We start from the raw sequence: 25,778 nt of genomic DNA on the forward strand, positions 1-25,778 counted from the left end.
ACGAACCACCGACGTCAATCAGGTCCAACCGTCCACATGCTGCCCCTCAAGACTCGAAATGAGAACAAAACAGGAATATACTCCCGATGTGCTGCCACACATGCCGAGTCGCCCTGCCCTCATGTCCTTTGCCGAACTGTCCGCCACGTCGAACTTCACCTTCCTCACCGGGGCCGCCCACCCCGAGGAGTACATGGAGCGTGCCGCAGAGCTGGGCCTGTCGGCGGTGGCGATCGCCGATGTCAATTCCGTGGCGGGCATCGTGCGTGCGCACAGCCGCGCGCGCGAAATCGCGCGGCAGGTGGCCGCACGGCAGACGCTTGAGGCGCGCGATGGCCCGATCGGCCCGCCCGCACCGTGGCCGACAGAACCGCGTTGGACCTGCACCCCGCGCCTGATTCCCGCGGCAAAACTGATGCTGCGCGAGGGGCTGGAAATCACCGCCCTGCCCGAGGACCGGCGGGGATGGGCCAGCCTTTGCCGTCTGCTGACCCTCGGGCGGCGGCGCGCGCCCAAGGGCGACTGCGACCTGCGCCTCGCGGACCTTCTGGACGGGGCCGCGGGGCTGCATCTTTTGCTGCATCCGGGGCGCGGGCGGGACTGGACGGCGCAGGCCAAACGGCTGGCCGCACGCCACGGCGACCGCATGCACCTGGTGCTGCGCCCGCATTACGACGGGCGCGATCCGGGGCGCTTCGACCGGCTGACGCGGCGCGCGGACCGGCTCGGGCTGCCGACGCTGGCCGCCGCCTGCCCGATCCTGCACCGCGCGCAGCGCCGCCGACTTGCCGATGTCCTCAGCGCGATCCGGTTGGGCGTGACGGTCGAGACCCTTGGCCGCCACGCCCTGCCCAATGCCGAACAGCGCCTGCGCTCGGGGTCCGAGATGCGCCGCCTTTTTGCAGGGCACGAGGCGGCGATCACGCGCGCCGAAACCCTCGCTGGGCGGCTGAACTTTTCGCTGGACGAGCTGCGCCATGAATATCCCAGCGAGGTTGCCGGTGACGAGACCCCGACCCACCGGCTCCGGCGGCTGGCGCTTGCCGGGCTCGACTGGCGCTATCCGGGGGGTGCGTCGCAGCGGGTGCGCGACATGCTGGCCCACGAATTGGCCCTTATCGCCAAGCTGCGCTATGAGCCCTATTTCCTGACCGTGCATGACGTTGTGGACTTTGCCCGGTCGCGCGGCATCCTGTGTCAGGGGCGCGGCTCGGCGGCCAATTCGGTGGTGTGCTATTGCCTTGGCGTGACCTCGGTCAGTCCCGAACTGGGCACCATGGTGTTCGAGCGGTTCGTGTCCGAGGCCCGCGACGAGCCGCCCGATATCGACGTCGATTTCGAACATGAACGCCGCGAAGAGGTGATCCAGTGGATCTACGACCGCTACGGCCGGCACCGCGCCGGGCTTTGCGCCACGGTGATCCATTACCGCACAAGACGCGCGATCCGAGAGGTCGGCCGCGCCATGGGATTGTCCGAGGATATCCTCGGCGCGATGACCTCGCAGATCTGGGGGCATGGCGGCGAGGGGCGGATCGACACCGCGCGTCTGCGCGAACTGGGGATTGAGGCGGGCGACCCGCGCCTTGCGCTGACGCTTGATCTGGTGGCCGAGATCACCGGCTTTCCCCGCCATCTCAGCCAGCATGTCGGCGGCTTCGTCATCACCGAAGGCCGGCTTGACGAGCTGGTGCCGATCGAAAATGCCAGCATGGCCGACCGCACCGTCATATGCTGGGACAAGGACGATATCGACGCGCTTGGCATCCTCAAGGTCGATGTGCTTGCGCTTGGCATGCTGACCTGCATCCGCAAGGCCTTCGACCTGCTGCACCAGCATCGCGGACAGCGCCACACGCTGGCCACCCTGCCGTCCGGGGACCCGAAAGTCTATGCCATGCTGGCCCGCGCCGACAGCCTTGGGGTGTTTCAGGTGGAAAGCCGCGCGCAGATGAACTTCTTGCCGCGCATGCGCCCCAAGACCTTCTACGACCTCGTGATTCAGGTGGCGATCATCCGCCCCGGCCCCATTCAGGGCGACATGGTGCATCCCTTCATCCGCCGCCGCAACGGCGAGGAAGCGGTGCATTTCCCGTCAAACGAACTGGGCCGGGTGCTGGCCAAGACCCTTGGCGTGCCGCTGTTCCAGGAACAGGCGATGCAGATCGCGATCATCGGCGCGGGATTTACCCCTGATGAGGCCGACCGCCTGCGCCGGGCACTGGCCACCTTCAAGCGCCACGGCAATGTCAGCGAGTTCCGCACCCGCTTCCTGAAGGGCATGCGCGCCAACAACTACGACATGGACTTCGCCGAGCGCTGTTTTTCGCAGATCGAGGGGTTCGGCAGCTACGGCTTTCCCGAAAGCCACGCGGCCAGCTTCGCGCATCTCGTCTATGCAAGCGCGTGGATCAAGCATCACCACCCAGGCGTCTTCGCCTGCGCGCTGCTCAACGCGCAGCCCATGGGCTTCTACGCACCCGCGCAGATCGTGCGGGACGCGCGCGCGCACGGGGTGACGGTGCGGCCGGTCTGCATCAACGCCTCGTACTGGGACAACACGCTGGAGCCGGACGCACAGGGCGGGCTCGCGCTGCGACTGGGGTTTCGCCAGATCAGGGGCCTCGCCCGGGACGAGGCCGACTGGATCGCGGCGGCGCGCGGCAACGGCTATACCGGCCCCGAAGATGTCTGGCGGCGCGCCGGGCTCGACCCGACGCTGCTGGCCCGGCTGGCCGAGGCCGATTGCTTTGCCGCCCTCGGTCTGTCGCGGCGCGACGCGCTCTGGCAGGCCAAGGCGATCCGGTCGCCCCATCCTCTGCCGCTATTCGCGCATGACATCGACGGCGAGGCAATGGACGAGCCGGCGGCGCATCTGCCCCGGATGACCCTTGGCGAAGAGATGGTCGAGGATTACGCGGCGCTGCAACTGTCGCTGCGGGCGCATCCCCTCGCCCTCTTGCGGCCGATCCTCACGCCCCCCGACGGGCAGCAGCGCGTGTGACATCAGGCCCGCCGGCGCCGGCGTCGTCCGCCTTCTGCACCGCCATCGCCGCCGGTGTTGAAGTGAGGCTGCGGAAGCGTCACGATTCGGGCCAGTTCCGGGAAAGGATCGGTCTTGTGCGGGATCGCGTTGGCGGCGACGAAATGTTCCTGGAATTTCGGCTCTATCGCGGTCTCGACCTTGGTGATCTCGCCCACCACGCGCTCGATCTCGCGCCGGGCGGCGACGTTGCACAGCGCGATGCGCGCGCCGGTGCCTGCGGCATTGCCCGCCGACGTGACCTTTTCCAGCGGCACGTCCGGAATCATCCCCAGCACCATCGCGTGCAGCGGCGAGATATGCGCGCCGAACGCGCCGGCCAGCACCACGCGGTCTACCTTGTCCACGCCGCGCTCGTCCATCAGCAGCCGCGCGCCCGCGTAAAGCGCGGATTTCGCAAGCTGGATGGCGCGGATGTCGCCCTGGGTCACGGTCACGCGCGGCCCGCCATCGTCCGTCCCGTCATGGATCACGTAGGCATGGGTGCGTCCCTCGGCCTGCATGCGGTGCGTGCCCGTCGCCTCGGCCGAGCCCAGAAGCCCGCTATCGTCCAGCAGCCCGGCGATGCGCAATTCCGCCACCGCCTCGATGATGCCCGATCCGCAGATGCCGGTGATGCCGCCCGCGCCGACCTCGCCCGCGAAGCCGTCCTCATCGGACCATTTCTCGCAGCCGATGACACGAAAGCGCGGTTCCTTGGTGTCGGGGTCGATGCGGATCGCCTCGATGGCGCCGGGCGCGGCGCGCTGCCCGGACGATATCTGCGCGCCTTCGAAGGCCGGTCCGGTGGGCGAGGAACAGGCCAGAACGCGCGTGCGGTCGCCCAGCAGGATCTCGGCATTGGTGCCCACATCGACGATCAGCGCCAGATCCTCGGACTTGCCCGGCTCTTCGGACAGGGCCACGGCGGCACAATCGGCGCCCACATGGCCCGCGATGCAGGGCAGGATATAGACCTGCGCGCGCGGATTGATCGCGGCAAGATCGAGATCCCTGGCATCCAGCGCGAGGCTGTTCGACGTGGCCAAGGCGAAGGGCGCCTGCCCCAGCTCCACCGGGTCGATCCCAAGAAGCAGGTGATGCATAACCGGGTTGCATACGAACACCGTCTCGACGATCAGATGGGCGTCGATCCCGGCCTCGCCGGCGATATCCTGCGCCAGCGTGTTGATCGCGTCGCGCACCGCCGTCGTCATTTCCGTGTCGCCGCCGGGGTTCATCATCGCGTAGCTGACCCGGCTCATCAGGTCCTCGCCGAAGCGGATCTGCGGGTTCATGATGCCGGCCGACGCCTTGACCTCTCCGGTCACGAGGTCGGTCAGATGCGCGGCGATGGTGGTGCTGCCCAGATCGATCGCCAGCCCGTAAAGCCCGTCCTCGTGCAGCCCCGGCCAGATCTCCAGCACCTGCGCGGGATCGCCCGAATGCGCGCGGTGCAGCGCGACCGTCACCCCGAACTTGCCCTTGCGCAGCACCGGCTGCAGCTTCGACAGCAGCGACAGGTCGGCGCGGATGGCATCGATGCCCCATTCGCGCCTCAGTGCGCGGGCCAGCCGTTCCAGATCGCCGGTCGGCTCGTGCATGTCAGGCGCGTCCACCTCGACGAAATACAGCTTGGTCGCGGGGTCCATGGCGATCACGCGGCTCGACGCGGCCTTGCGCACCACCTGCTTGTGCACTTGGGACTCCGCCGGCACGTCGATCACCACGTCGCCCCGGATCTGCGCCTGGCATCCCAGCCGCCGCCCGGGTTTCAGCCCGCGCTTGGCGTCATAGCGCGCCTCGACGCTGTTCCAGTCCGACAGCGCGTCCGCGTGCACGGTGACGCCGTGCTTGGAGAAGTCTCCATAGCCCGGCGTGATCTGGCATTTCGAGCAGATCCCCCGCCCGCCGCAGACCGAATCGAGATCGACCCCGAGCTGCCGCGCCGCGGTCAGAACCGGTGTACCCGCGGGAAAGCGGCCGCGCTTGCCCGAAGGTGTGAAAACGACGAGAGGATCCTGCATGTCGGCTATCCTGACTGTGACGCGCTGCGTTTGGCGAACCATACGCGCCCCCGCATCGTTCGACGGCCTGCAAGCGTCGGAAAATGTCCGTGGCGCGGCATGGTCGGTTTTTTGGCGGGGCCGGTAAGGTTGCAAGACGCCGGTCATGTGACCTTGGACCCCGCGCGGCCGGCACGCAGGCGAGATACCGCATGCCCGTCCGATGATGCCCGATTGCCCCGCAATCGAAAAACTGCCTATACTCGGGCATATTCCCGCGATCCTGTCTGTGCGGTGTAGGCGTTGTGCGACGACCCACGGAACACGGATCTTTCTTGCCACGGGGCCGCCTGATTGCGCCGGCCCAAACCTGATGGAGCCCCGCCATGGACGGCAAACTTCGCGAAAACGATATCAGCCACGTGGTCGAGGCCGATCGCGCGCATGTCTGGCATCACCTGATCCAGCACGCCGGCTGGACCGGCCCGGACGCGAAAAGCGACCCGCGCATCATCGTCGAGGGGCGCGGGATGCGCGTCTGGGACCAGAAGGGACGCGAACATATCGACGCCGTTTCCGGCGGTGTCTGGACGGTGAACGTGGGCTACGGGCGCGAACGCATCGCCAACGCGGTGCGCGACCAGCTGATCCAGCTGCCCTATTTCGCGGGCTCGGCCGGGTCGATTCCGGGCGCGATGTTTTCCGAAAAGCTGATCTCGAAAATGCCGGGGATGAGCCGGGTCTATTACACAAACTCCGGTTCCGAGGCGAACGAGAAGGCCTTCAAGATGGTGCGCCAGATCGCGCACAAGCGCCATGGTGGGAAGAAACACAAGATCCTCTACCGCGAGCGCGACTATCACGGAACGACCATCGCCTGCCTTTCGGCGGGGGGCCAGGACGAACGCAACGCGCATTACGGTCCCTTCACACCGGGTTTCGTGCGCGTGCCGCATTGCCTGGAATACCGCGCGCAATGGGATCTGACGGGCGAGGCGTATGGCGAAGCCGCCGCCAACGCCATCGAGGAGGTGATCCTCGCCGAAGGCCCTGATACCGTGGGCGCGCTGTGTCTGGAACCGGTGACCGCCGGCGGCGGTGTGATCGTCCCGCCAGAGGGCTACTGGCCCCGCGTGCAGGAGATCTGCCGCAAGTATGACATCCTGCTGCATATCGACGAGGTGGTCTGCGGTGTCGGGCGCACCGGCACATGGTTCGGCTACCAGCATTACGGGGTCGAGCCCGATTTCGTGACAATGGCCAAGGGCGTGGCATCGGGCTATGCCGCGATCGCCTGCTGCGTGACCAACGAGAGGGTATTCGACCTCTTCAAGGACGACGCGAGCGATCCGATGAACTATTTCCGCGACATCTCGACCTTCGGCGGCTGCACGGCCGGGCCGGCCGCGGCGCTGGAAAACATGGCCATCATCGAGGATGAAGATCTGCTCGAAAACACCAACGCCATGGGCGACTACATGCTCGATCAGTTGCGTGCGCTGCAGGACAAGCACGCCGTCATCGGCGATGTGCGCGGCAAGGGCCTGTTTCTGGGCGCCGAGCTGGTGGCGGATCGCACCACCAAGGATCCGGCACCGGAAAAGATGGTGCAGGCCGTGGTCGCCGACTGCATGGCCCAAGGTGTGGTGATCGGCGCGACGAATCGGTCGGTTCCGGGCTTCAACAACACGCTGTGCTATTCGCCCGCGCTGATCGCGACCCGCGACGATATCGACCAGATCGTCTCGGCAACCGACGCGGCGCTCACCCGCGTTTTCGGCTGAGACAACGCCGGGCCAGACGGTGACGACCGACCGGCCCGGCATCGCACCTAGCGCTTGTCGGTATCGTCCTCGTCATCCTCGTCGGATGTGTCCGGCAGGTTGAAGAAGCTGTCCGCATCGTAATCCTGTTGCGGCGCGTCTTCCTCGGCCTCGGCCTTTTGTGCCAGCGTGAAGGTTTCCAGCCCTTCGATCGCCGACGGCATGCGCGGTTCCGTGTCCGCGTCCAGGCTCTGTTCGGTGCTCAGCAGCTTGCGACGCTCGTTGTCGGTCAGCGCTTCGCCTTCCCGCGCCTTCTTTGCCGCCGCCTTCTGCACCGCCGTGTCCAGCTCGGACTGCTTGCACAACCCAAGCGCCACGGGGTCGATGGGCTGCATATTCGAAATATTCCAGTGCGTGCGTTCGCGAATCGACGTGATGGTCGGTTTGGTCGTGCCCACCAGCTTCGAGATCTGGCTGTCGGCCAGTTCGGGATGGAACTTCACCAGCCACAGGATCGCGTTCGGCCGGTCCTGCCGCTTTGACAGCGGCGTGTAACGCGGGCCGCGCCGCTTCTCCTCGCCCTGCGCCGCGGCATAGTGCTTGAGCCTGAGCGCGTGCAGCGGATCAGCCTGCGCGCGGTCGATTTCCTCTTGGGTCAACTGGTTGTTGGCAATGGGGTCGAACCCCTTGACACCTGCGGCCACGTCGCCATCGGCAATGCCCTGCACCTCCAGTTCGTGCAGGCCGCAGAAATCGGCAATCTGCTTGAAGCTGATCGTCGTGTTGTCCACCAGCCAGACGGCGGTGGCCTTGGTCATGATCGGCTTTGACATGTCTCAGGTCTCCTTCACCCAAATCTTCTCCGGCGCCTGAAAGGCGGTTCCGGACGGGCCGGAACGGGTTTCCATTGTAGGGGAACTTAAGATGCATATACTTACCTCGTCGAAAAAATGAAAGACCAAAGAATGCGTCATGCGCTGTTGATGGTGTTGGGTCTGTTGCCGCTGACGCTTTCGGCGTCAGAGCCGCGCGCGGGGGCGTTCGACTACTACATCCTCGCCCTGAGCTGGTCCCCCACGTGGTGCGCGCTGGACGGCGCGGCCCGCGATGCGGCGCAATGTGACGCTGCGTCGGATCACGGCTGGATCCTTCACGGTCTCTGGCCGCAATATCATCGCGGTTGGCCCGAATATTGCCGCAGCCCGCACCGCCCCCCGACGCGGGCGATGACCGATGCCATGGCCGATATCATGGGCAGCGCCGGTCTGGCGCGGTATCAATGGGACAAGCACGGCACCTGTTCGGGGCTTTCGGGTGCTGCCTACCATGCGGCGGCCCGCGCCGCCTATGCGCGCGTCACACGTCCAGAGACATTTCGCGCGCTTTCCGGGCCGACGCGGATGTCGGCGGCAACGGTCGAGCGGGCCTTTCTCGATGCCAACCCCGGGTGGTCTGCCGACATGTTGACCATCACCTGCCGCGCAGGGCGCATACAGGAGGCGCGCCTTTGCCTTACCCGTGATCTCGACCCGACGCCCTGCGGCCGCGACGTGGTCCGGGATTGCAGCCTGACCGACGCCCTGGTCGCGCCCATCCCCTGAGCGTTTGTTCTTGCCGGGAACAGATCACACCAGTCGCAGGATCAGCACGACGACAACGACCGGCACAAGCAGCGCGTGTGACACGTGATCGAACCAGTTGCTGCTGCCCAGGCGCGTCATCCACAGCGCCTGCCCGATCACCACGACGAGCGGAAGAAACAGGGTGCCGGTGATCATGCCGTAGGCGCAGACCGCCAGAACCATCAGCGCAACGGGGACCGGCGCATAGCCGGTCCGGTAGAGATCGACGGGCACCGCCCCCATGGCCGAGGCAAGCAGCATCAGATGCGCGGCCAGAAACGCGATCAGCGCCGAGGTTTCGAACATCGCGACCGGCATTCCCCAATCGCCCGCAACATCGCGCACCGCAAGCGCCGGCAGCACCACGCCGACGGGCGACAAAAGCGCCATAAGGCCCGAAACGGGCAAGGTCGCGCGGGCGCCGATCACAAACGCACCGACGATCCCCGCCACCCCAAGCGCCACGGTCGGCCCGGCCCAACCCACTGTCAGTGCATGGGCCACCCATCCCGATACGATGGCCAGCCAGAGCCACTCCAGACGCCCGGTCATTGCACCGATATCCAGGCTGCATTGAACACGTGCGCCGTGATGCCGCGCTTGCCACCGGTCGAGTAGGCCAGAACCAGGTCATCGCCGACCTGGCGCAGCATGGGATAGCGCAGCGCACCGTCCCCGGTGAACCGGTGCAAGGCGCGCCATGTCTCGCCCGAATCCCGTGACAGGGAAAGCACCAGGTCGTTCGGCGCGGCCGGATCGTCATTGGCCGCCATCAACAGCCGCCCATCCCCCAGCGACAGCGCCGCGACCGGCGCGCCGGGATTGGGCCGGTCGGTGCGCGTCGCGGTCGACCATGTGCGTCCGCCATCTTCCGTCCGGCTGAGCCAGAGCACACCGCTGTGATCGAAATCGCGCAGCAGCGCCACCGCCCGCGTCGCGTCGAGCGGCACGATCATCGGCTGTATGACCTTGGCCCCCAGGCCGCGCATGCGCCGCTGATCGCGGACGCGCCCCTGCGTGTCAAAGCGCACGAGCGCGCCATAGGTCGGCCCCATTTCGAAATAGGCAGGCAGGCCATGGCTGCCATCGGCATAGGCGATCATCGGCGATTTCACCAGGAACGACCGGTTGAGCAACGGCGACAGGTTGAGCTTGCGGGCATGATGCGGCCCCCCCTGGCCCCCCATGGTCACATCGGCGATCGCGGCCATCGCCCATCCGCCGACAGAAACCGCCGTGACATAAAGCCCCCCGGACCGACCCTGGTTCTCGATCGTGTTGCCGAGGGTGACGACGAGTTGCCGCGGCGCGAACGCGCGGGCAAGATCACGGCAGGTCACGACAGGCGCGGGATCGGTGACATCCCAGCCATCCGCCTGCCGTGTCACGTCCACACCGTGGATATCGACGCCCGGCTGGGCCTCGGCAGAGCCCGTGAACCAGACCAGTCCAAAGCCATTTTCCCGCAGCACGATGGCCGGGGCATGTGCCTGCCCGGTGTCGACCGTATGGTCGAACACCGTTTCGAAGCGCGGCTGCGCCCCGGTGGGCAAAGGCGCGATCGCGGCGAACCGCCAGTCCAGAGGCGCATCCCGACGAATCGCCACGGCGCTTATCACCACGCTCGACAGTGCGAGGCCGAGGATCGCCAGCTGCACCAATCCGGGATCAGGCAATCTTGAGCACGATCTTGCCGATGTGGCCGCTCGATTCCAACCGTTCATGCGCCGCCGAGGCGTCGACCAGCGGGAATTCCGAATCCATCACCGGCGCGACCTTGCCCGCCTCCAGCAACGGCCAGACATTGGCGCGCAGGCTTTCCGCGATGCGCGTTTTGGCGAGAACACCTTGCGGGCGCAGCGTGCTGCCCGTGATCGTCAGCCGGCGCACCATCACCTGCGCGAAGTTCAGCTCGACCTTCGGGCCCTGCAGAAACGCGATCTGGACGAGCCGCCCGTCATCTGCCAGCGCCTTCACGTTGCGCGGCAGGTAATCACCGCCCACCATGTCGAGGATCAGGTCCGCGCCACCCTCGGCGCGGATGACCTCGACGAAATCCTCTTCGCGGTAGTTTATCGCCCGCTCGGCCCCGAGACGCGTGCAGGCGTTGCATTTCTCGGCCGATCCGGCGGTCGTGAACACCCGTGCCCCGAATTCCCGGGCAAGCTGGATCGCCGTCGTCCCGATTCCGGACGAGCCGCCGTGAACCAGAAAACGCTCGCCGCCCGTGAGGCTCCCACGCATGAACACGTTGGACCAGACGGTGAAATACGTCTCGGGCAGGCAGGCGGCCTCCTTGAGACCGAGACCGGCGGGGATGGGCAGGCAATGCGTGGCGGGCGTGGCCACATATTCCGCGTACCCCCCGCCCGGCAGCAGCGCACAGACCTGATCGCCGGGCGCCCATTCGCTGACCCCTTCACCGATCGCCGCGACCTCGCCCGCGCCCTCCAGCCCGGGCAGATCGCTGGCGGTCGGCGGCGGGGTATACATGCCGGTCCGTTGCAGCGCGTCGGGGCGATTGACCCCGGCATAGGCCAGCCGGATCACGACCTCGCCCGCACGGGGTACGGGACGTTCCCGCGTTGTCGGTTTCAACACGTCTGGACCACCGGCCTCGGTGATCTCGACCGCCTGCATCGTCTCGCTCATCATCTATCCTTTGCGTCAGTTCGAGTCGCGCCACCGCCCCGGCATGCCCGTCTGTTGCCGCGCCTGCGGGGCGCGTACATGGCTCAGGACCTTCAATGGCCCGGCCAAGAGGCCGGATACAAGGCGATTGTCGCGCGCCTTGGACTTGAGTTTCTCGATTTGCATCACACCGTCGATCCGACGGTCGAGGAACGCCCAGGTGCGGGTGCTGTCTTCGCTTTCGTCGCCCAGCCAGTACAGCACGGTGGACGCGTAAACGCCCGCGAGCGTGGCGCGCTTGGTGTACCAGTTCACATCGTCCGAGGTGTCGCCAAGCGCCGTCCAGATGTGGTCGCAGGTCCGCCAGATAGCCTTGGCCCCGTCCGCGGCATGTTGCGGCAAGGCAAACAGCGTCGTGCCCCGGCGCACCAGTTCAGGATCCTCGACCACGTCCAGCCGCACGCGCACGGCATGGGCGATGCGATCACGAAAGCGCATGCCTGTCAGATCGGCCTCTTCGAGGCGGCGCAGCATCTCGCGGTCCCCCTCGGCGTGGTACGCCAGCGCCAGATCGACCGCGCCACGCGGACAGATCGCCGGGATCAGGCCGGGATCGATGTCGGCATCCATCGCCGCCATCCGCAAGGTCGTCTCGCTCCACCCATCGAAGGGCACATGCGGTTTCGCGGCCTCCAGCAAACGGGAGATCAGCACGGTCTCGGACATCGGCTTTCCTTTCTGCCGGGCGCTCTGGACAAGCCAGAGATACGTTGTTATACAAACGCTTCCTGCAATCTATTGCAACTTCAACTTGGGAAGGTGGTGACACCACATGCAGGTTAGTGTTCGTGACAACAATGTCGATCAGGCGCTTCGTGCCCTGAAGAAGAAACTGCAGCGCGAAGGCGTGTTTCGTGAAATGAAGCTCAAGCAACATTTCGAGAAACCGTCCGAGAAGAAAGCGCGCGAGAAGGCCGAGGCGATTCGCCGTGCCCGGAAACTGGCGCGGAAGAAAGCGCAGCGCGAAGGACTTCTCTGAAGTCGCTTGCCGCAGATATTCGCGACACGATGTGACGACCCCCGGGCAGATGCCTCGGGGGTTTGTCTTTTTCAGGGCCATGTCGAAGGCGCGCGCAGAGCCGCCGGTCAATCCGCGGACGCGTCGACACCGGCCAGTTGCGCCGTATGCGCATGTCGCGCCGCCGCCGCGGCGATCAGGGCACGAAAAATCCCAATCTGCCGATGCGCGTAGAATAGATGCTCGGGGTGCCATTGCACCCCCAGGGCGAACGGATCCTCGACCCGCTCGATCGCCTGGATCATTCCCCCCTGATCCCGTGCCGCAACCCGCAGCCCGTCGCCCAGCCGGTTCACCGCCTGGGTGTGCAGGGCGTTGACCTTCATCGGCTCTGCGCCGGACACGGCGGCAAGACGTGTGTCCGGTTCGGGAACGACGGTCTTGCGCGGCAGCACGGTACGGATGTGATCGCTTGCCTGATAGGTGGCATAGGCATCCTGATGCAGCGTGCCGCCAAGTGCGATGTTAAGCATCTGACTGCCGCGGCAGATGCCGAGGACGGGCTTGCACTGAACGAAAGCCGCCAGCAGCACGCCGCGTTCCAAGGCGTCGCGATCCGGGTCGAGGCGGGCCGAGGTGACGATCTCTCCGCCGTAAAGGTCCGGGGATATGTCGTCACCCCCGCCGATCACGACCCCGTCGACGCTGTCGATATCCGCCGTTCGGTCGGCCTGCCACCGCCGGGCGCATCCACCCGCGAGCCAGATGTTGAGCGCGATGAGCGGATAGATACGCCAGCCCGACCGCCGCGAGACTGTGACCCCGATCACGGGGCGGTGGCGTGTCATGCGTGGTCCAGCCCCGCAGTTCGAAGAATACGCCCCGCCCGCGCGGCCCAGCTTTGCCGCGAGAGGGTCAGAAGGCCGTGATCGTCCTCCCAGGCCTGCGCCAGCCTGTGCAACAGGGCGCTGTCGCCTGCCACGCGTTCGACCAGACGCCAGCGGCCCCATTCCTCGGCAAGGGACCAGTCGCGGTCGTCGATCCGGCAATCGGGCAGACGGAAATGGAAGGTCGGGCGCGCAGAGGTCTTGTCGGAAATCGCCGCGGCGATCCGATCAGCGTCGAAATGCGCGAAGATCGGCAGCATGTCCAATCCGCGGTTCCGGCTGGGGGTCAATTCAAGGTAGAGGCCCGTGACCTGATCGCGCGTCGCCTCGGGCCCGGCCTTGATCAGCGCCCGCACGAAATCCGTCGGATAGGGATCGGTAAAGGGCAGAAGCCTGCGCGAGTCGTCGATGGGATTGTCGGCGCGCAACCAATCCTCGATCAGCGCGTAGGCCAGAAGCGGGCAAACGATATCCGCGTCGGCCTCGCTGGCGATCTCGATGTTGAGATGCACGCCGAACCCGTAAAACCAGCCCGCCCCGCTGCCCAGTGCGCCCGCCACGCGCAGTTTCTCGCGCAGCGCGTCAAGCCGCGCCAGCCCGTCCAGGTCCAGAGGCTCCGTCACGATCTCGACCGGCACCACCTCGCGCCCCAGGTCGAGCGCCTGGTCGCGCAGCCGGCTTTGCTGCGCCTTGCGCAGGAAAATGTCGAGATAGATGTCGAGCGTTCCGATATCGCTATCCTCGACTCGCCAGATGTGGCTGTCTATCTGCTTGGCCCGTCCGTTCAGGAATTCGGCACAAATGCGGGCCGCATCTGCTTCGGGCAGTCCGCCGAACTCTATCTCGACGCCCACGAGGCGCGAAACACCGTCCGCGTTGAGGGGCTGCGGCAGGGGCGCGAAACTCGCCACCGGTCAGAGGCCCGCATCCGCGGCGATCTGCGCCCGGCTCTTGCGGACGCGCTCTGTATCGGACTTGAGCTGTCCGCAGGCGGCCATGATATCCTCCCCGCGCGGCGTGCGGATCGGGCTGGCATACCCCGCCTTGTAGAGGATGTCGGCAAAACGCTCGATCCGGTCCCAGTCGCTGCGCTGATGCGGCGCGCCGGGCCATTCGTTGAAGGGGATCAGGTTGATCTTGGCCGGGATGCCCTTGATCAGCTGGACCAGCCGCCGCGCATCGGCCTCGCTGTCATTGACGTCCTTCAGCATCACATATTCGAACGTGATCCGCTCGGAATTGGACAGGCGCGGATACTCGCGCAAGGCACCGAGCAGCGTCTCGATGTTCCACTTCTTGTTGATCGGCACCAGCCGGTCGCGCACCTCGTCAGTGGTGGCGTGAAAGGACACCGCCAGCAGACACCCGATCTCTTCGGCGGTCCGGGTGATCTCGGGCACCACGCCGCTTGTCGACAGCGTGATCCGGCGGCGCGACAGCGAAATGCCCTCGCCATCCATCGCGATCTTCATGGCATCGCGTACGTTCTCGAAATTATAAAGCGGCTCTCCCATGCCCATCAGCACGATGTTGCTCAGCAGGCGCGGATGCTCGCCCGCGCCCTCGCCGGGGCGCGGCCATTCGTCCAGATCGTCGCGCGCCAGCATGACTTGGCCGATGATCTCGCCCGCGGTTAGGTTGCGCACCAGTTTCTGCGTGCCGGTATGACAGAAGGAACAGGTCAGCGTGCAGCCCACCTGGCTGGAAATGCACAGCGTGCCCCGATCGGTCTCGGGGATATAGACCACCTCGACCTCGTGCCCGCCCGCGATCCGCACGAGGTACTTTCGCGTGCCGTCCGCGCTGACCTGACGGCTGACCATTTCGGGAATCTCGATCACGAATTTCTCGGCAAGATCAGCACGATACGCCTTGGCAAGATTGGTCATCGCGTGGAAATCGCGCACCCCCCACTGGTAGATCCACTGCCAGATCTGGTTCACGCGCATCTTCGCCTGCTTTTCCGGCGTGCCATGCGCGATCAGCACCTCGCGCATCCGGTCGCGCGTCAGGCCGACCAGGTTGATCTGCCCCTCGGGCAGCTTGCGGGGAATGGTCATCACGTCCTGCGTGATCGGGGCGGTCTGGGTCATGGCTCTTTCGCGCGTTCCTGAAGATCAGGTTTTTATATAGCGATGATCGCGGCGTTTCGAAACCTCTACCTGTCAGGCGCAAGGGCCCCGCCCATGCGCGCCACCGGGGCGTGACGAGGACAGGTCACCAGGTGATCGTTGACCATGCCCACGGCCTGCATGAAGGCATAGACGATGGTCGGCCCGCAGAACGTGAATCCGCGCCGCTTCAGATCCGTCGACAACCGCACTGAAAGCTCGGTCTGCGCCGGCACCTCGGCCAGCGTACGCCAGTGATTCTGGATGGGCGATCCGCCGACATGATCCCACAGATACCGATCGAATCCCTGCTCGGCCTCGATCCGCTGCCACGCTTTCGCGTTTCCGATGGTCGCCGCGATCTTGCCCCGATGCCGGATGATGCCCGGATCGGCCAGCAATCGGGCGATTTCGGTCTCGCCCCATGTCGCGATGACATGCGGGTCGAACCCCTCGAAGGCCGCGCGAAAATTGTCCCGCTTGCGCAGGATGGTGATCCAGCTCAGCCCGGCCTGAAACCCGTCGAGGACGAGTTTTTCCCAAAGCGCACGGCTGTCACGTTCCGGCACCCCCCATTCGGTGTCGTGATATGCCTCGTAGATCGGGTCAGCGCCGACCCATCCGCATCGTTCCATGCCCGTGGTCCCATCGCTCGGTACGTTTTGCGGATCGCGTAACTTAAACGATCCTTAAGGGAAATGCGCCACCCTGCAAACACACCACTTGCGGAGGGCCGTATGGCACGAGAACGGGAATGGGACACCGATATCGACGGGCTTGATAGCCCGGTCTCGTACGCGGTTGCCGCGCGGGATCGATCGACCGTCGAGATGGTCGATCAGGCCGTGAGGCACAAGCAGGTGATGCTCGCCTATCAGCCGGTCGTGACCGCCGGCCAGCCGGACAGACCCGCCTTCTACGAGGGGCTGATCCGCGTTCTGGACGCGACGGGCCGTGTCATCCCCGCGCGCGACTTCATCGAACAGATCGAGGTGATGGAAACCGGCCGGGTCATCGATTGTCTCGCGCTGGAAACCGGGCTGCGCATGCTGGCGGACCATCCCGACCTGCGCCTGTCCATCAACATGTCGGCACGTTCCATCGGCTATGCGCGATGGATGCGCGTGCTGGACACCGGCCTTGAAATCGATCCGACCATCGCCGAGCGGCTGATCCTCGAAATCACCGAAAGTTCCGCCATGCAGGTTCCCGAACTCGTGACCGGCTTCATGACCGGCCTGCAAAGAAAGGGCGTGGGATTCGCCCTCGACAATTTCGGTGCGGCGTTCACGTCGTTCAAGTTTCTCAAGACCTTCTATTTCGACATCCTCAAGATCGATGGCGCGTTCATCCGCGACATCGCCAGCGACATCGACAACCAGGTGCTGACCGGCGCGCTGGTGACGATCGGGCGGCAATTCGACATAGTCACGGTCGCACAAAGCGTCGAAAAGGCCGCGGACGCCGCATACCTCACCGCGCTCGGGATCGATTGCATGCAAGGCTACAGGTTCGGTGCGCCGTCCGTTCATCCGCCCTGGCTCGACACCGGTGACGCCCGGGCGCGGGCGTAGCGCCGGCCGTGGCTATCGACCGTCGGGTTTGATCTCGGCCGTTGCCCAAGGCACAGGCATGCGGTATCAAGCCACTGAGCGTCGAAGCGTCGCACGACACCTTCAGGGCGTCCAGCGGGCCTCGACAGGATACAGCTTGGTGGAGGGCAAACATGACCAATGTAGTAATCGCATCCGCGGCGCGCACTGCCGTAGGATCATTCGGCGGCGCGTTCGCCACCACACCGGCCCATGACCTGGGCGCGGCCGTTCTGGAAGAGGTCGTTTCACGCGCCGGCGTGGACAAGGCCGAAATCAGCGAAACCATCCTCGGTCAGGTTCTGACCGCGGCACAGGGGCAGAACCCGGCGCGTCAGGCGCATGTCAATGCCGGCCTGCCGATCGAGTCCGCCGCATGGGGGATCAACCAGGTCTGCGGCTCGGGGTTGCGGGCGGTCGCCCTTGGCGCGCAGCACATCCAGCTTGGCGATGCCGCCATCGTCTGTGCGGGTGGTCAGGAAAGCATGACGCTCAGCCCGCATGCGGCGCATCTGCGCGCGGGTCACAAGATGGGTGACATGAAATATATCGACACGATGATCCGCGACGGCCTCTGGGATGCGTTCAACGGCTATCACATGGGCCAGACCGCCGAAAACGTCGCCGATCAGTGGCAGATCACCCGCGACGCCCAGGACGAATTCGCCGTCGCCAGCCAGAACAAGGCCGAGGCGGCGCAGAAGGCCGGCAAGTTCGACGACGAGGTCGTCGCGTTCACCGTCAAGACGCGCAAGGGCGACATCGTGGTCGACAAGGATGAGTACATCCGCCACGGGGCAACCATCGAGGGCATGCAGAAGATGCGCCCGGCCTTCACCAAGGATGGCTCGGTCACCGCCGCGAACGCCTCGGGTCTCAACGACGGGGCTGCCGCCACCCTGCTGATGAGCGCGGACGAGGCCGAGCGCCGCGGCATCGAGCCGCTGGCACGAATCGCGTCCTACGCCACGGCGGGCCTCGATCCGTCGATCATGGGGGTCGGACCAATTAGCGCCAGCCGCAAGGCGCTGGAAAAGGCCGGATGGTCCGTCGCCGACCTCGACCTTGTCGAGGCGAACGAGGCCTTCGCCGCGCAGGCCTGCGCCGTGAACAAGGACATGGGGTGGGACCCGTCGATCGTGAACGTCAACGGCGGCGCCATCGCCATCGGGCACCCGATCGGCGCGTCGGGCTGCCGGGTTCTCAACACCCTGCTGTTCGAGATGAAGCGCCGCGGCGCGAAGAAGGGCCTCGCCACGCTCTGCATCGGCGGCGGCATGGGCGTCGCGATGTGCGTCGAGCGTCCCTGACGTCTTGACGGGGTCGTGCCGACCTTCTGCACTAGAAAGGGTGCCTTGTCCGGCACCCTTTTTCATGCCGGCACCCGGAAGGCCGTGCAAAACCGGCACACCTTTGCGCAACATTATTGCGAATTGTACTGCGACACGATAACCAACTTGATGAAACCCAGCCATATTGGAGGATATCATGGCAAGAACCGCACTCGTCACCGGTGGAACACGCGGGATCGGCGCCGCAATTTCAAAGGCGCTCAAGGAAGAGGGCTATACCGTCGCCGCGAGTTATGCCGGCAACGATGACGCCGCGTCGAAATTCACGGATGAGACAGGTATCAAGACCTACAAGTGGAATGTCGCGGACTACGACAGCTCCAAGGCCGGCATCGAAAAGGTCGAGGCGGAGCTCGGACCCATCGACATCGTCGTGGCCAATGCCGGTATCACCCGTGACGCGCCGTTCCACAAGATGACCCCCGAGCAGTGGAAAGAGGTGATCGACACCAACCTCACCGGCGTGTTCAACACCATCCATCCGATCTGGCCCGGCATGCGCGAGCGTGGCTTTGGCCGGGTTGTCGTCATCTCTTCGGTCAATGGCCAGAAGGGCCAGTTCGCGCAGACGAACTACGCCGCCACGAAAGCGGGCGATCTCGGCATCATCCGCAGTCTTGCGCAGGAAGGCGCCGGCAAGGGCATCACGGCGAACGCGGTCTGCCCAGGCTACATCGCCACGGAAATGGTCATGGCGGTTCCGGAAAAGGTGCGCGAGGCAATCATCGGGATGATCCCCACCGGTCGCCTGGGCGAGCCGGAGGAAATCGCGCGCTGCGTGCGGTTCCTCGTGTCCGACGATGCAAGCTTTATCAACGGGTCGACGATTTCCGCCAACGGCGGTCAGTTCTTCTCGTAAGTCACAGTCAAAAAGGGCCGGTCCATCGGGCCGGCCCCTCGTGCCAAAGGGCGCGTGTCAGACGTTTTCCGACAGGCGTTCAATCTCTTCCTTGATCTTCAATTTCTGCTTCTTGAGTTCCGCGATTTCCAAGGTGTTGGTGCCAGGCGCGCGTTGCGCCTCTTCCACCTTGTCAGAGAGCGCGTGATGTTTCTTCTTCAGTTCCTCGATATGCGAACTCAAGCTCATGGGCAGTCTCCTTTGCAATAGGCGTCTGTCAGACAGACTTGAGAAGTCCAGCACATTTTTACAATACTGTCACGCCGCACATGCGAAATGCACGCATGTTTTCCGCGGGGATCCGCTCACCTTTGGACGGGAAACGGAAGCGCCGCCGCATCCCTGAGCACGGATGCGGTCGCTTGCGTGTAATCCTCGCCATCCCGGCAATGCGCGGTGCCCGCATGCAGGCACCAGCCGTGATGAAGGCGCATGGGCGCCCGACCGCCCTTGCGCCCGCGCATCAGGACCAGCCGCGCCGCCCTGCCCTGCCGCGGTGACAGCGGCAGAACCTCGAGCGAGCCGAGATGCGCCGCCATTGCGGCCATCAGATCGGGCAGACGCTCGGCACGCTGGATCACGGTGACATAGCCTTTGGGAACGACGCGGCGCGCAGCCGCCGCGACCCAGTCCGACAACGGCACGGTCTCGCCAAGACCGTGTTCGCGGCCCGGATCGCGTGCGGGCGTTCCGGCGTCCCTGTCGAAAAACGGGGGATTGGCCATGACGTGGTCGAATTGCCGCTGCCGCAAGGCACGCGGAAGATCCGCGACATCGCCGGTGAACACCGTAAAGTCAATGTCGTTGGATACCGCGTTGCGTCGGGCCAGATCGGCATAGCCGGGCTGACATTCCAGCCCCGCAAGGCTTAGCCCCGGCACCCGCGCCCCGAGACACAGCGCAGCAATACCCGAGCCACAGCCGAGATCGAGAACGCACTGGCCAGACCGGGCCGGGACACTGGCCGCCAGGATGACGGGATCAATCCCCGAGCGGTAGCCGTCGAGAGGTTGCGCGACAACAACGCGCCCCCCGAGGAACGCGTCATGGCCCAGCTCATCGGCCGAGAATGGTTCACTCCTCAAGCCAGAACCCGTTATCGACAAGCGCCTCCCGCGCATCCGCGTAATCGTCATCCGTCACCATCAGGCGACGCGGGAAAATTCCGATGGACCCTTCGAGGATGCTCATATTTACGTCCATTTCAAAGCAGTCTATACCCTCGCCTTGAAGCAGCGCCTGAGCGAAGGCCATCGAGGCGGGATCGTTTGTACGCAAAAGCAGTTTCATGAAGCTGACATAAGGGCACAGCAGGCTATTTGTCGAGCCGTGTTGGTGGGAGATCGATGGGATTGGACGATGCCGTAACGAAACCGCATGACGCCTTGTCCGCGCATCTCGCGGACAAGATGGCCGCGGTCAACACGCTGATCCGGGAGCGCATGGCGTCCCGGCACGCGCCGCGCATCCCCGAGGTGACCGCGCATCTCGTCGAGGCCGGTGGCAAGCGCCTGCGCCCCCTGCTGACGCTGGCAAGTGCGGACCTGTGCGGCTATACGGGGACGCATGACGTGAACCTTGCCGCGACGGTGGAATTCATACATACCGCGACGCTTCTGCATGACGATGTGGTCGACAAGAGCGCACAGCGGCGCGGACGCCCGACGGCAAACCTGCTTTACGACAACAAGTCGAGCGTGCTGGTGGGCGATTACCTTTTTGCGCGCGCGTTCCAGTTGATGGTCGAACCCGGATCGCTGCGGGTGCTTGACATCCTGTCGAATGCGTCGGCCACGATCGCCGAGGGCGAGGTTCTGCAACTGACCGCGGCCCGCGACCTGCGCACCGACGAAAGCGTCTACTTGCAGGTGGTGCGCGGCAAGACGGCCGCGCTGTTCTCGGCGGCGACCGAGGTCGGCGGCGTCATCGCGGGGGCCAGCGAAGAGCAGATCAAGGCCTTGTTCAGATATGGTGACGCGCTCGGGATCGCATTCCAGATCGTTGACGATCTGCTGGATTACGAAGGCGATACGCGGGCGACCGGCAAGAATGTCGGTGACGATTTCCGCGAACGCAAGCTGACACTGCCCGTCATCAAGGCCGTGGCGGCCGCAACCCCCGAAGAGCACGCCTTCTGGAAGCGCACCATCGAGCGTGGTGATCAACGCGATGGCGACCTCGACCACGCACTTGGGCTGCTGCACGCGCATGGCGCCCTCGATCTGACGCGTGCGGACGCGACAGGCTGGATCGACGCGGCGCGTGATGCCCTGCAAGCCATGCCCGAGCATCCCGTACGCGACATGCTGGACAGCCTCGCGGATTACGTGGTCGCGCGTATCAACTGAGCCGACAGGGCATGACCCACCAGTCCGGACGCGCGCGTGTCAGCGTCGCGGCAGCCTCACGGGCGCTCTGCGGGTCGGGATAAAGACCGAAACAGGTCGCCCCCGACCCAGACATGCGGGCGAGACGGCAGGCCCGCGTTACCGCAAGATGCTGCAACACATCCGCGATCACGGGGGCCTCGGCCATCGCAGGGGCCTCGAGGTCGTTGCGCTGTGTGGCAAGCCAGCGCATCAGGTCTTCGGGCGTGTCGAAATCGGGCAACGGATCCGGCATCGGGGGGTTCCGATGGTGTTGCAGCCGTTTGAAGATGGCTGGTGTCGGCACACTGACACCGGGATTGACCAGAACCGCATCCAGCGTCGGCATGCCGCCAAGCGGCGTCACACGTTCGCCGATGCCCTGCATCCGCGCAGCCTTGGCCACCACGCAAACCGGCACATCAGCCCCGAGCGTCAAACTGTCGTCGGGCACGTCCCGACCCGTCATCCGCGCGAGGGCGCGCAGGCACGCGGCCGCATCGCTGGAGCCGCCGCCGATCCCGGCAGAGGCGGGCAGGTTCTTTTCCAGCGTGATCGCGGCCTCCACCCCGATCAGCGACGCCGCCCGCATCACCAGATTGCAGGGGCCCGTCGGGACACCGTCCGCCATGGGGCCGTGCACGTCCAGCCGTGATGCGCCGGAACTGACCGTCAGACGATCCCCGACATCAGCGAACATCACGATCGAGTCGAGCAGATGATAGCCGTCGTCCCGACGCCCCGTGACATGCAGCGTCAGGTTGACCTTGGCCGGGGCCGTCTCAACGGTCGCTGGATGTCGCATCCACGGCTTTCAGCGGTGCTGCGCCTTCCGCTTCGAGAACCTCGTCCAGCCCGACATCCAGCTTGCGACGCACACGGTCGGGATCGAGATCCGGTGACGGGTCGCTTTCATGCAGCGACAGCGCACGTTTCCACTGGAACCGCGCCTCGGCCTTGCGATCCACGGCCCATAGCACATCGCCCAGATGATCGTTCACAACCGGGTCTGTGGGCATCAGTTCGGCCGCGCGCTCCATGTGGACGATAGCCTCGTCATAGCGGCCCAGACGGTAAAGCGCCCAGCCGAGGCTGTCCACGATGTAGCCGCTTTCGGGCCGCTCCGCGACGGCGCGCTCGATCATGTCAAGCGCCTCGTCCAGATTGATGCCCTCTTCCACCATCGAATAGCCGAGGTAGTTGAGCACTTGCGGATGACCAGGATTGAGGTCGAGGGCCCGCCGGAAATCGGCCTCTGCCCTCTCCCAGTTGTCCTGTCGCTCATGGCTGATGGCGCGCGCATAAAAGACGAACCATTGCGGATTGTCACGCGCGTCCAGCAGGGTGATCGCGCGATCATAAGACGCGACGGCGTCGGCATATTGTTCCTGCGACCGATACAGGTCGCCCGCCGCGACATGCACGTCGGCAAGATCGGGATACGCCTGCACCAACTGGTCCACCACCTCGATCGCGGCGTCCGGTCTGCCGTCACGCCGCAGGACTTCGGCCCGGCCAAGCTCGGCGGCGTGGTAAGACGGATGATCGCGCGGCACCTTCTTGTAGGCCGCAATGGCAAGGTCGTACTGCCCCATGTTTTCCAGCAGTTCGGCGACGGTCAGTATGGCGTCCGTGTGGTCGGGCCTGATCGCCTCTGCGATGCGGGCATAGAGCAGCACAAGCTCGTCATTCGCATCCTGTCGCAGCGCCTGGGCGAGAGAAAAGAAGACTTCGGCCACGCCGTCCCGCGGGTTCCGGATAAGGTCGAAGGGCACCGTGTCGTTCGACGCGATCCGCGCACGCAGCGCGGCGACCTGCGGATCGGGATCGCTTCCGAAGGTTTCGTCGATGAGGTCGAGTGCGCGGTCTTGTTCGTCAAGCTGGCTGAGGACCTGCGCCCATGCCATCACGCCGCGTCGCGTCTGTTGCACCGGACCGTCCGCATCGCCGGAAAACACCTGATCGGCACCTTCGAAATCCCCGACAGAGGCCAGGGCGAGCGCCTTTTGAAAAAGCGCGAAACTGCGCAACCCGCGTTCTTCGGCCACGGCATCGAATCCTGCAAGGGCTTCGGTCACGTCGCCCCTGCCAAGATGGGCCCAGGCGGTGATCAGACCATCGGCCAGTTCCCCCGCACCGCGCGCGTCCTGCATCCGCTCGATCAGCGCGGTCCAGTCTTCGGTCCGGGTCTCTTCGGCGATCAGGGTGATCTGGGCAACCTGACTGCGCAGATCGTCCGACGCCATCTTGCCGGCGATGGCAGTGGCGCGGTCGATCTGTCCAAGCGCGATATACGCAACGGTCGCGTTTTCCAGCATCTCCGGATTGGACGGGTCAAGCGTCAGCACCTGTGAATAATACCTGGCGGCTGCCGCGAAGTCCCCCGTGACGCGCGCCTGTCGTGCGGCGAGATACGGCCCGGACGGGTCCTGGGCCACAGCGGGCATGGGCACCGCCTGCAAAAGCGCGGCGAGCGCGAGGGCGGACATGGTTCTGAGTGTCAAGCTGACCTGCCTTTTTTCACGCGATATCCCATCGGTCTAATACGCGAACCCCCATGACGCAATGCGGCACATCTGACGTGACCGGCCAACAGCCGCATCCGCGCCGGCTACATGTTGGGGTAGTTCGGCCCGTCGCCCCCCTGCGGAACGGTCCAGTCGATGTTCTGACTGGGGTCCTTGATATCACAGGTCTTGCAGTGAACGCAGTTCTGGAAGTTGATGACGAAACGCGCATCCTTGCCGTCCCCCTGCACCACCTCGTAGACACCGGCAGGACAATAGCGCTGCGCGGGCTCGGCATAGTCCGGCAGGTTGACCGCGATCGGCACGCTGGCATCCTTCAGACGCAGATGCACGGGCTGGTTTTCCTCGTGATTGGTCATCGCGAAGCTGACATTGGTCAGCCGGTCGAAACTCAGCTTGCCGTCGGGCTTGGGGTAGTCGATCTTGGCATGGTCTTTGGCGTGGCCGGTCGCGGCCGCGTCCGACTTGCCGTGACCGATCGTGCCGAGAACACTGAAACCGGCGGTGTTCGTCCACATGTCCAGCCCGCCAAGCGTCAGCGACGCCGCAAGCCCGTATTTCGACCACAGCGGCTTGACGTTACGGACCTTTTTCAGGTCGGCGCCGATCGCGCCCTCGCGCACCTCGGTCTCGTAGGCGGTCAGTTCGTCGTGTTCGCGGCCCTCTGACAGCGCGGCATGCGCCGCTTCGCCCGCCGCCTTGCCCGACAGCATGGCGTTGTGGTTGCCCTTGATGCGCGGCACGTTGACCATGCCCGCCGAACATCCCAGCAGCGCCATGCCGGGCGCCACCAACTTGGGCAGCGATTGCCAGCCGCCTTCGGAAATGGCCCGCGCGCCGTAGGCCACGCGCTTGCCACCTTCCAGAAGCTCGGCGACCATCGGGTGATGCTTGAAGCGCTGAAATTCCATGTAGGGATACAGATACGGGTTCTCGTAGTTCAAATGCACCACGAACCCGACATAGACCTGATTGTTTTCAAGGTGGTATATGAACGATCCGCCCCCCGCTTCCTTGCCGAGCGGCCAGCCCATCGTGTGGGTCACCGATCCCTCGCGGTGCTTGGCGGGGTCCACTTCCCAGATTTCCTTCATGCCGAGGCCGTATTTCTGCGGCTCTTTCCCGGCTGCCAGATCATATTTTCCAATGACTTCCTTGGACAGCGACCCGTGCACGCCCTCGGACAGGAAGACGTACTTGCCCAGCAATTCCATCCCCGGCTCGTAACTGGGGCCGGGCGTGCCGTCGGGGTTGCGGCCGAATTCGCCCGCGACCACGCCTCGCACCTCGCCGTTTTCGCCGTAAACCATTTCCGAGCACGACATGCCCGGAAAGATCTCGACGCCCAGCTCTTCGGCCTGTTCGGCCATCCAGCGGCAGACATTGCCCATCGACACGATATAGTTGCCGTGATTACTCATCAGCGGCGGCATCGGCCAGTTGGGCACGCGCACCTGGCCGCCCTCGCCCAGCAGGTAGAAATTGTCGTCGGTGACCGGGGTGTTCAGCGGCGCGCTCTTCTCCTTCCAGTCCGGGATCAGTGCGTCCAGCCCGCACGGATCGAGCACGGCGCCCGACAGGATATGCGCACCCACCTCGGAGCCCTTTTCGAGCACGACGACCTCGCGGTCCGCATCCAGCTGCTTGAGCCGGATCGCGGCCGACAGGCCGGCGGGCCCCGCCCCGACGATCACGACATCGTATTCCATGGCTTCGCGCGTCACATCCGTCATCAGCATTTCCCTTTCCTTGCGGCGCGTCATTGGACATAGCCGCCGCATGTCAATTGGCGAGGATCATTAGCCACGCCGCATCTTTGACGTCAAACGAAACACGACGTCAGACCGGCCCGGATACCGGGATTTTCATCCGGGTGCGCCCGAATCCGCCCGCCCATCCGATCCGCTATTGCAATCGTGTCCCACCTTCGTGCAGTCTTCGACCAACTGCAAAACAATAGCGGCGGGGCCAGCGGAGACGCG

24 protein-coding genes are annotated in these 25,778 nt (G+C 65.1%); 8 read left to right on the top strand and 16 right to left on the bottom strand.

Translation table 11 applies throughout. From position 1 onward, the window contains the following. Positions 1–121 precede the first annotated feature (121 nt). Positions 122–3,004 (top strand): error-prone DNA polymerase, encoded by a 2,883-nt coding sequence (locus ACROSR_RS00670; RefSeq protein ID WP_432681826.1) that lies wholly within the window; start codon positions 122–124, stop codon positions 3,002–3,004. Positions 3,005–3,006: 2 nt separating this feature from the next. Here the strand turns inward: ACROSR_RS00670 and ACROSR_RS00675 are convergent, their stop codons facing one another. Then, positions 3,007–5,049 (bottom strand): ASKHA domain-containing protein, encoded by a 2,043-nt coding sequence (locus ACROSR_RS00675; protein WP_432681827.1) that lies wholly within the window; start codon positions 5,047–5,049, stop codon positions 3,007–3,009. Positions 5,050–5,414: 365 nt separating this feature from the next. On the opposite strand from ACROSR_RS00675, the gene ACROSR_RS00680 reads away from it, so the two are divergent. Further along, on the top strand, positions 5,415–6,812 hold the full coding sequence (locus tag ACROSR_RS00680) for an aminotransferase family protein (protein WP_432681828.1): 1,398 nt from the start codon (positions 5,415–5,417) through the stop codon (positions 6,810–6,812). A 47-nt stretch (positions 6,813–6,859) separates the two neighbouring features. On the opposite strand, the gene ACROSR_RS00685 is transcribed toward ACROSR_RS00680, so the two are convergent. Continuing rightward, positions 6,860–7,624, bottom strand: coding sequence for a DUF1013 domain-containing protein (locus ACROSR_RS00685; protein ID WP_432681829.1), 765 nt, complete (start codon positions 7,622–7,624; stop codon positions 6,860–6,862). A 117-nt stretch (positions 7,625–7,741) separates the two neighbouring features. Between ACROSR_RS00685 and ACROSR_RS00690 the strand changes: the two genes are divergently transcribed. Then, positions 7,742–8,392 (top strand): ribonuclease T2 family protein, encoded by a 651-nt coding sequence (locus ACROSR_RS00690; protein WP_432681830.1) that lies wholly within the window; start codon positions 7,742–7,744, stop codon positions 8,390–8,392. Between the two features lie 24 nt (positions 8,393–8,416). Here the strand turns inward: ACROSR_RS00690 and ACROSR_RS00695 are convergent, their stop codons facing one another. The 4 genes from ACROSR_RS00695 to ACROSR_RS00710 are packed head-to-tail and all read right to left on the bottom strand — an operon-like array spanning position 8,417 to position 11,770. Further along, complete coding sequence (locus tag ACROSR_RS00695; RefSeq protein ID WP_432681831.1) at positions 8,417–8,965, bottom strand: hypothetical protein; 549 nt, start codon at positions 8,963–8,965, stop codon at positions 8,417–8,419. Beyond that, positions 8,962–10,089, bottom strand: coding sequence for an exo-alpha-sialidase (locus ACROSR_RS00700; RefSeq protein WP_432681832.1), 1,128 nt, complete (start codon positions 10,087–10,089; stop codon positions 8,962–8,964). Before ACROSR_RS00700 ends, ACROSR_RS00695 begins: the two co-directional genes overlap by 4 nt. Then, the gene (locus ACROSR_RS00705) at positions 10,082–11,065 is read right to left on the bottom strand and encodes an NAD(P)H-quinone oxidoreductase (RefSeq protein WP_432681833.1); all 984 of its coding nucleotides are present in this window, start codon (positions 11,063–11,065) and stop codon (positions 10,082–10,084) included. Before ACROSR_RS00705 ends, ACROSR_RS00700 begins: the two co-directional genes overlap by 8 nt. 15 nt (positions 11,066–11,080) lie before the next feature. Beyond that, positions 11,081–11,770, bottom strand: coding sequence for a COQ9 family protein (locus ACROSR_RS00710; protein WP_432681834.1), 690 nt, complete (start codon positions 11,768–11,770; stop codon positions 11,081–11,083). Positions 11,771–11,876: 106 nt separating this feature from the next. Here ACROSR_RS00710 and rpsU point away from each other — a divergent pair, with 106 nt between their 5' ends. Further along, entirely contained in the window at positions 11,877–12,083 is a 207-nt protein-coding gene (rpsU, locus tag ACROSR_RS00715; RefSeq protein ID WP_005614280.1) for a 30S ribosomal protein S21, read from the top strand. Positions 12,084–12,190: 107 nt separating this feature from the next. Here the strand turns inward: rpsU and ACROSR_RS00720 are convergent, their stop codons facing one another. The 4 genes from ACROSR_RS00720 to ACROSR_RS00735 form a co-directional block, all read right to left on the bottom strand. Further along, positions 12,191–12,910: a gamma-glutamyl-gamma-aminobutyrate hydrolase family protein gene (locus ACROSR_RS00720; RefSeq protein WP_432681835.1), complete on the bottom strand. Its 720-nt coding sequence runs from the start codon at positions 12,908–12,910 to the stop codon at positions 12,191–12,193. After that, positions 12,907–13,860 (bottom strand): amidoligase family protein, encoded by a 954-nt coding sequence (locus ACROSR_RS00725; protein ID WP_432681836.1) that lies wholly within the window; start codon positions 13,858–13,860, stop codon positions 12,907–12,909. The genes ACROSR_RS00720 and ACROSR_RS00725 overlap by 4 nt, the downstream gene beginning before the upstream one ends. 3 nt (positions 13,861–13,863) lie before the next feature. After that, positions 13,864–15,042 (bottom strand): dual-specificity RNA methyltransferase RlmN, encoded by a 1,179-nt coding sequence (rlmN, locus tag ACROSR_RS00730; protein ID WP_432681837.1) that lies wholly within the window; start codon positions 15,040–15,042, stop codon positions 13,864–13,866. Positions 15,043–15,107: 65 nt separating this feature from the next. Continuing rightward, positions 15,108–15,695 carry a DNA-3-methyladenine glycosylase I gene (locus ACROSR_RS00735; RefSeq protein WP_432681838.1) on the bottom strand — a complete coding sequence of 196 codons (588 nt, stop codon included), beginning with the start codon at positions 15,693–15,695 and terminating at the stop codon, positions 15,108–15,110. Between the two features lie 102 nt (positions 15,696–15,797). Here ACROSR_RS00735 and ACROSR_RS00740 point away from each other — a divergent pair, with 102 nt between their 5' ends. From ACROSR_RS00740 to phbB, 3 genes are all read left to right on the top strand, one after another. After that, positions 15,798–16,634 (top strand): EAL domain-containing protein, encoded by an 837-nt coding sequence (locus tag ACROSR_RS00740; protein ID WP_432681839.1) that lies wholly within the window; start codon positions 15,798–15,800, stop codon positions 16,632–16,634. A gap of 152 nt (positions 16,635–16,786) precedes the next feature. Next, the gene (locus tag ACROSR_RS00745) at positions 16,787–17,962 is read left to right on the top strand and encodes an acetyl-CoA C-acetyltransferase (protein WP_432681840.1); all 1,176 of its coding nucleotides are present in this window, start codon (positions 16,787–16,789) and stop codon (positions 17,960–17,962) included. A gap of 178 nt (positions 17,963–18,140) precedes the next feature. Continuing rightward, positions 18,141–18,863: an acetoacetyl-CoA reductase gene (phbB, locus tag ACROSR_RS00750; RefSeq protein WP_432681841.1), complete on the top strand. Its 723-nt coding sequence runs from the start codon at positions 18,141–18,143 to the stop codon at positions 18,861–18,863. 57 nt (positions 18,864–18,920) lie between these two features. On the opposite strand, the gene ACROSR_RS00755 is transcribed toward phbB, so the two are convergent. From ACROSR_RS00755 to ACROSR_RS00765, 3 genes are all read right to left on the bottom strand, one after another. After that, positions 18,921–19,091 (bottom strand): YdcH family protein, encoded by a 171-nt coding sequence (locus ACROSR_RS00755; protein ID WP_432681842.1) that lies wholly within the window; start codon positions 19,089–19,091, stop codon positions 18,921–18,923. Between the two features lie 116 nt (positions 19,092–19,207). Next, positions 19,208–19,987, bottom strand: coding sequence for a tRNA1(Val) (adenine(37)-N6)-methyltransferase (locus ACROSR_RS00760; protein WP_432681843.1), 780 nt, complete (start codon positions 19,985–19,987; stop codon positions 19,208–19,210). Then, positions 19,977–20,192: a putative signal transducing protein gene (locus ACROSR_RS00765; RefSeq protein ID WP_432681844.1), complete on the bottom strand. Its 216-nt coding sequence runs from the start codon at positions 20,190–20,192 to the stop codon at positions 19,977–19,979. Before ACROSR_RS00765 ends, ACROSR_RS00760 begins: the two co-directional genes overlap by 11 nt. A gap of 56 nt (positions 20,193–20,248) precedes the next feature. Here ACROSR_RS00765 and ACROSR_RS00770 point away from each other — a divergent pair, with 56 nt between their 5' ends. Beyond that, entirely contained in the window at positions 20,249–21,250 is a 1,002-nt protein-coding gene (locus ACROSR_RS00770) for a polyprenyl synthetase family protein (RefSeq protein WP_432681845.1), read from the top strand. Here the strand turns inward: ACROSR_RS00770 and ACROSR_RS00775 are convergent. The 3 genes from ACROSR_RS00775 to ACROSR_RS00785 all read right to left on the bottom strand — a co-directional run bounded on the left by ACROSR_RS00775 (position 21,243) and on the right by ACROSR_RS00785 (position 25,529). Continuing rightward, on the bottom strand, positions 21,243–22,073 hold the full coding sequence (locus ACROSR_RS00775; protein WP_432681846.1) for a 4-(cytidine 5'-diphospho)-2-C-methyl-D-erythritol kinase: 831 nt from the start codon (positions 22,071–22,073) through the stop codon (positions 21,243–21,245). The two genes, ACROSR_RS00770 and ACROSR_RS00775, sit on opposite strands and share 8 nt — an antisense overlap. Further along, positions 22,051–23,757 carry a tetratricopeptide repeat protein gene (locus ACROSR_RS00780; protein WP_432681847.1) on the bottom strand — a complete coding sequence of 569 codons (1,707 nt, stop codon included), beginning with the start codon at positions 23,755–23,757 and terminating at the stop codon, positions 22,051–22,053. Before ACROSR_RS00780 ends, ACROSR_RS00775 begins: the two co-directional genes overlap by 23 nt. A gap of 122 nt (positions 23,758–23,879) precedes the next feature. Continuing rightward, the gene (locus ACROSR_RS00785; RefSeq protein ID WP_432682056.1) at positions 23,880–25,529 is read right to left on the bottom strand and encodes an electron transfer flavoprotein-ubiquinone oxidoreductase; all 1,650 of its coding nucleotides are present in this window, start codon (positions 25,527–25,529) and stop codon (positions 23,880–23,882) included. Positions 25,530–25,778: the final 249 nt, after the last annotated feature.

The organism is Roseovarius tibetensis (assembly GCF_050896375.1).
In the GTDB taxonomy this organism is placed as follows: Bacteria; Pseudomonadota; Alphaproteobacteria; order Rhodobacterales; family Rhodobacteraceae; genus Roseovarius; species Roseovarius tibetensis.

Excerpts from the sequence above, each read along its gene's own strand:
- ACROSR_RS00670 (WP_432681826.1), top strand. The coding sequence starts at position 122 with ATGTCCTTTGCCGAACTGTCCGCCACGTCGAACTTCACCTTCCTCACC.
- ACROSR_RS00675 (WP_432681827.1), bottom strand. The coding sequence starts at position 5,049 with ATGCAGGATCCTCTCGTCGTTTTCACACCTTCGGGCAAGCGCGGCCGC.
- ACROSR_RS00680 (WP_432681828.1), top strand. The coding sequence starts at position 5,415 with ATGGACGGCAAACTTCGCGAAAACGATATCAGCCACGTGGTCGAGGCC.
- ACROSR_RS00685 (WP_432681829.1), bottom strand. The coding sequence starts at position 7,624 with ATGTCAAAGCCGATCATGACCAAGGCCACCGCCGTCTGGCTGGTGGAC.
- ACROSR_RS00690 (WP_432681830.1), top strand. The coding sequence starts at position 7,742 with ATGAAAGACCAAAGAATGCGTCATGCGCTGTTGATGGTGTTGGGTCTG.
- ACROSR_RS00695 (WP_432681831.1), bottom strand. The coding sequence starts at position 8,965 with ATGACCGGGCGTCTGGAGTGGCTCTGGCTGGCCATCGTATCGGGATGG.
- ACROSR_RS00705 (WP_432681833.1), bottom strand. The coding sequence starts at position 11,065 with ATGAGCGAGACGATGCAGGCGGTCGAGATCACCGAGGCCGGTGGTCCA.
- ACROSR_RS00710 (WP_432681834.1), bottom strand. The coding sequence starts at position 11,770 with ATGTCCGAGACCGTGCTGATCTCCCGTTTGCTGGAGGCCGCGAAACCG.
- rpsU (WP_005614280.1), top strand. The coding sequence starts at position 11,877 with ATGCAGGTTAGTGTTCGTGACAACAATGTCGATCAGGCGCTTCGTGCC.
- ACROSR_RS00720 (WP_432681835.1), bottom strand. The coding sequence starts at position 12,910 with ATGACACGCCACCGCCCCGTGATCGGGGTCACAGTCTCGCGGCGGTCG.
- rlmN (WP_432681837.1), bottom strand. The coding sequence starts at position 15,042 with ATGACCCAGACCGCCCCGATCACGCAGGACGTGATGACCATTCCCCGC.
- ACROSR_RS00735 (WP_432681838.1), bottom strand. The coding sequence starts at position 15,695 with ATGGAACGATGCGGATGGGTCGGCGCTGACCCGATCTACGAGGCATAT.
- ACROSR_RS00740 (WP_432681839.1), top strand. The coding sequence starts at position 15,798 with ATGGCACGAGAACGGGAATGGGACACCGATATCGACGGGCTTGATAGC.
- ACROSR_RS00745 (WP_432681840.1), top strand. The coding sequence starts at position 16,787 with ATGACCAATGTAGTAATCGCATCCGCGGCGCGCACTGCCGTAGGATCA.
- phbB (WP_432681841.1), top strand. The coding sequence starts at position 18,141 with ATGGCAAGAACCGCACTCGTCACCGGTGGAACACGCGGGATCGGCGCC.
- ACROSR_RS00755 (WP_432681842.1), bottom strand. The coding sequence starts at position 19,091 with ATGAGCTTGAGTTCGCATATCGAGGAACTGAAGAAGAAACATCACGCG.
- ACROSR_RS00765 (WP_432681844.1), bottom strand. The coding sequence starts at position 20,192 with ATGAAACTGCTTTTGCGTACAAACGATCCCGCCTCGATGGCCTTCGCT.
- ACROSR_RS00770 (WP_432681845.1), top strand. The coding sequence starts at position 20,249 with ATGGGATTGGACGATGCCGTAACGAAACCGCATGACGCCTTGTCCGCG.
- ACROSR_RS00775 (WP_432681846.1), bottom strand. The coding sequence starts at position 22,073 with ATGCGACATCCAGCGACCGTTGAGACGGCCCCGGCCAAGGTCAACCTG.
- ACROSR_RS00780 (WP_432681847.1), bottom strand. The coding sequence starts at position 23,757 with ATGTCCGCCCTCGCGCTCGCCGCGCTTTTGCAGGCGGTGCCCATGCCC.
- ACROSR_RS00785 (WP_432682056.1), bottom strand. The coding sequence starts at position 25,529 with ATGACGGATGTGACGCGCGAAGCCATGGAATACGATGTCGTGATCGTC.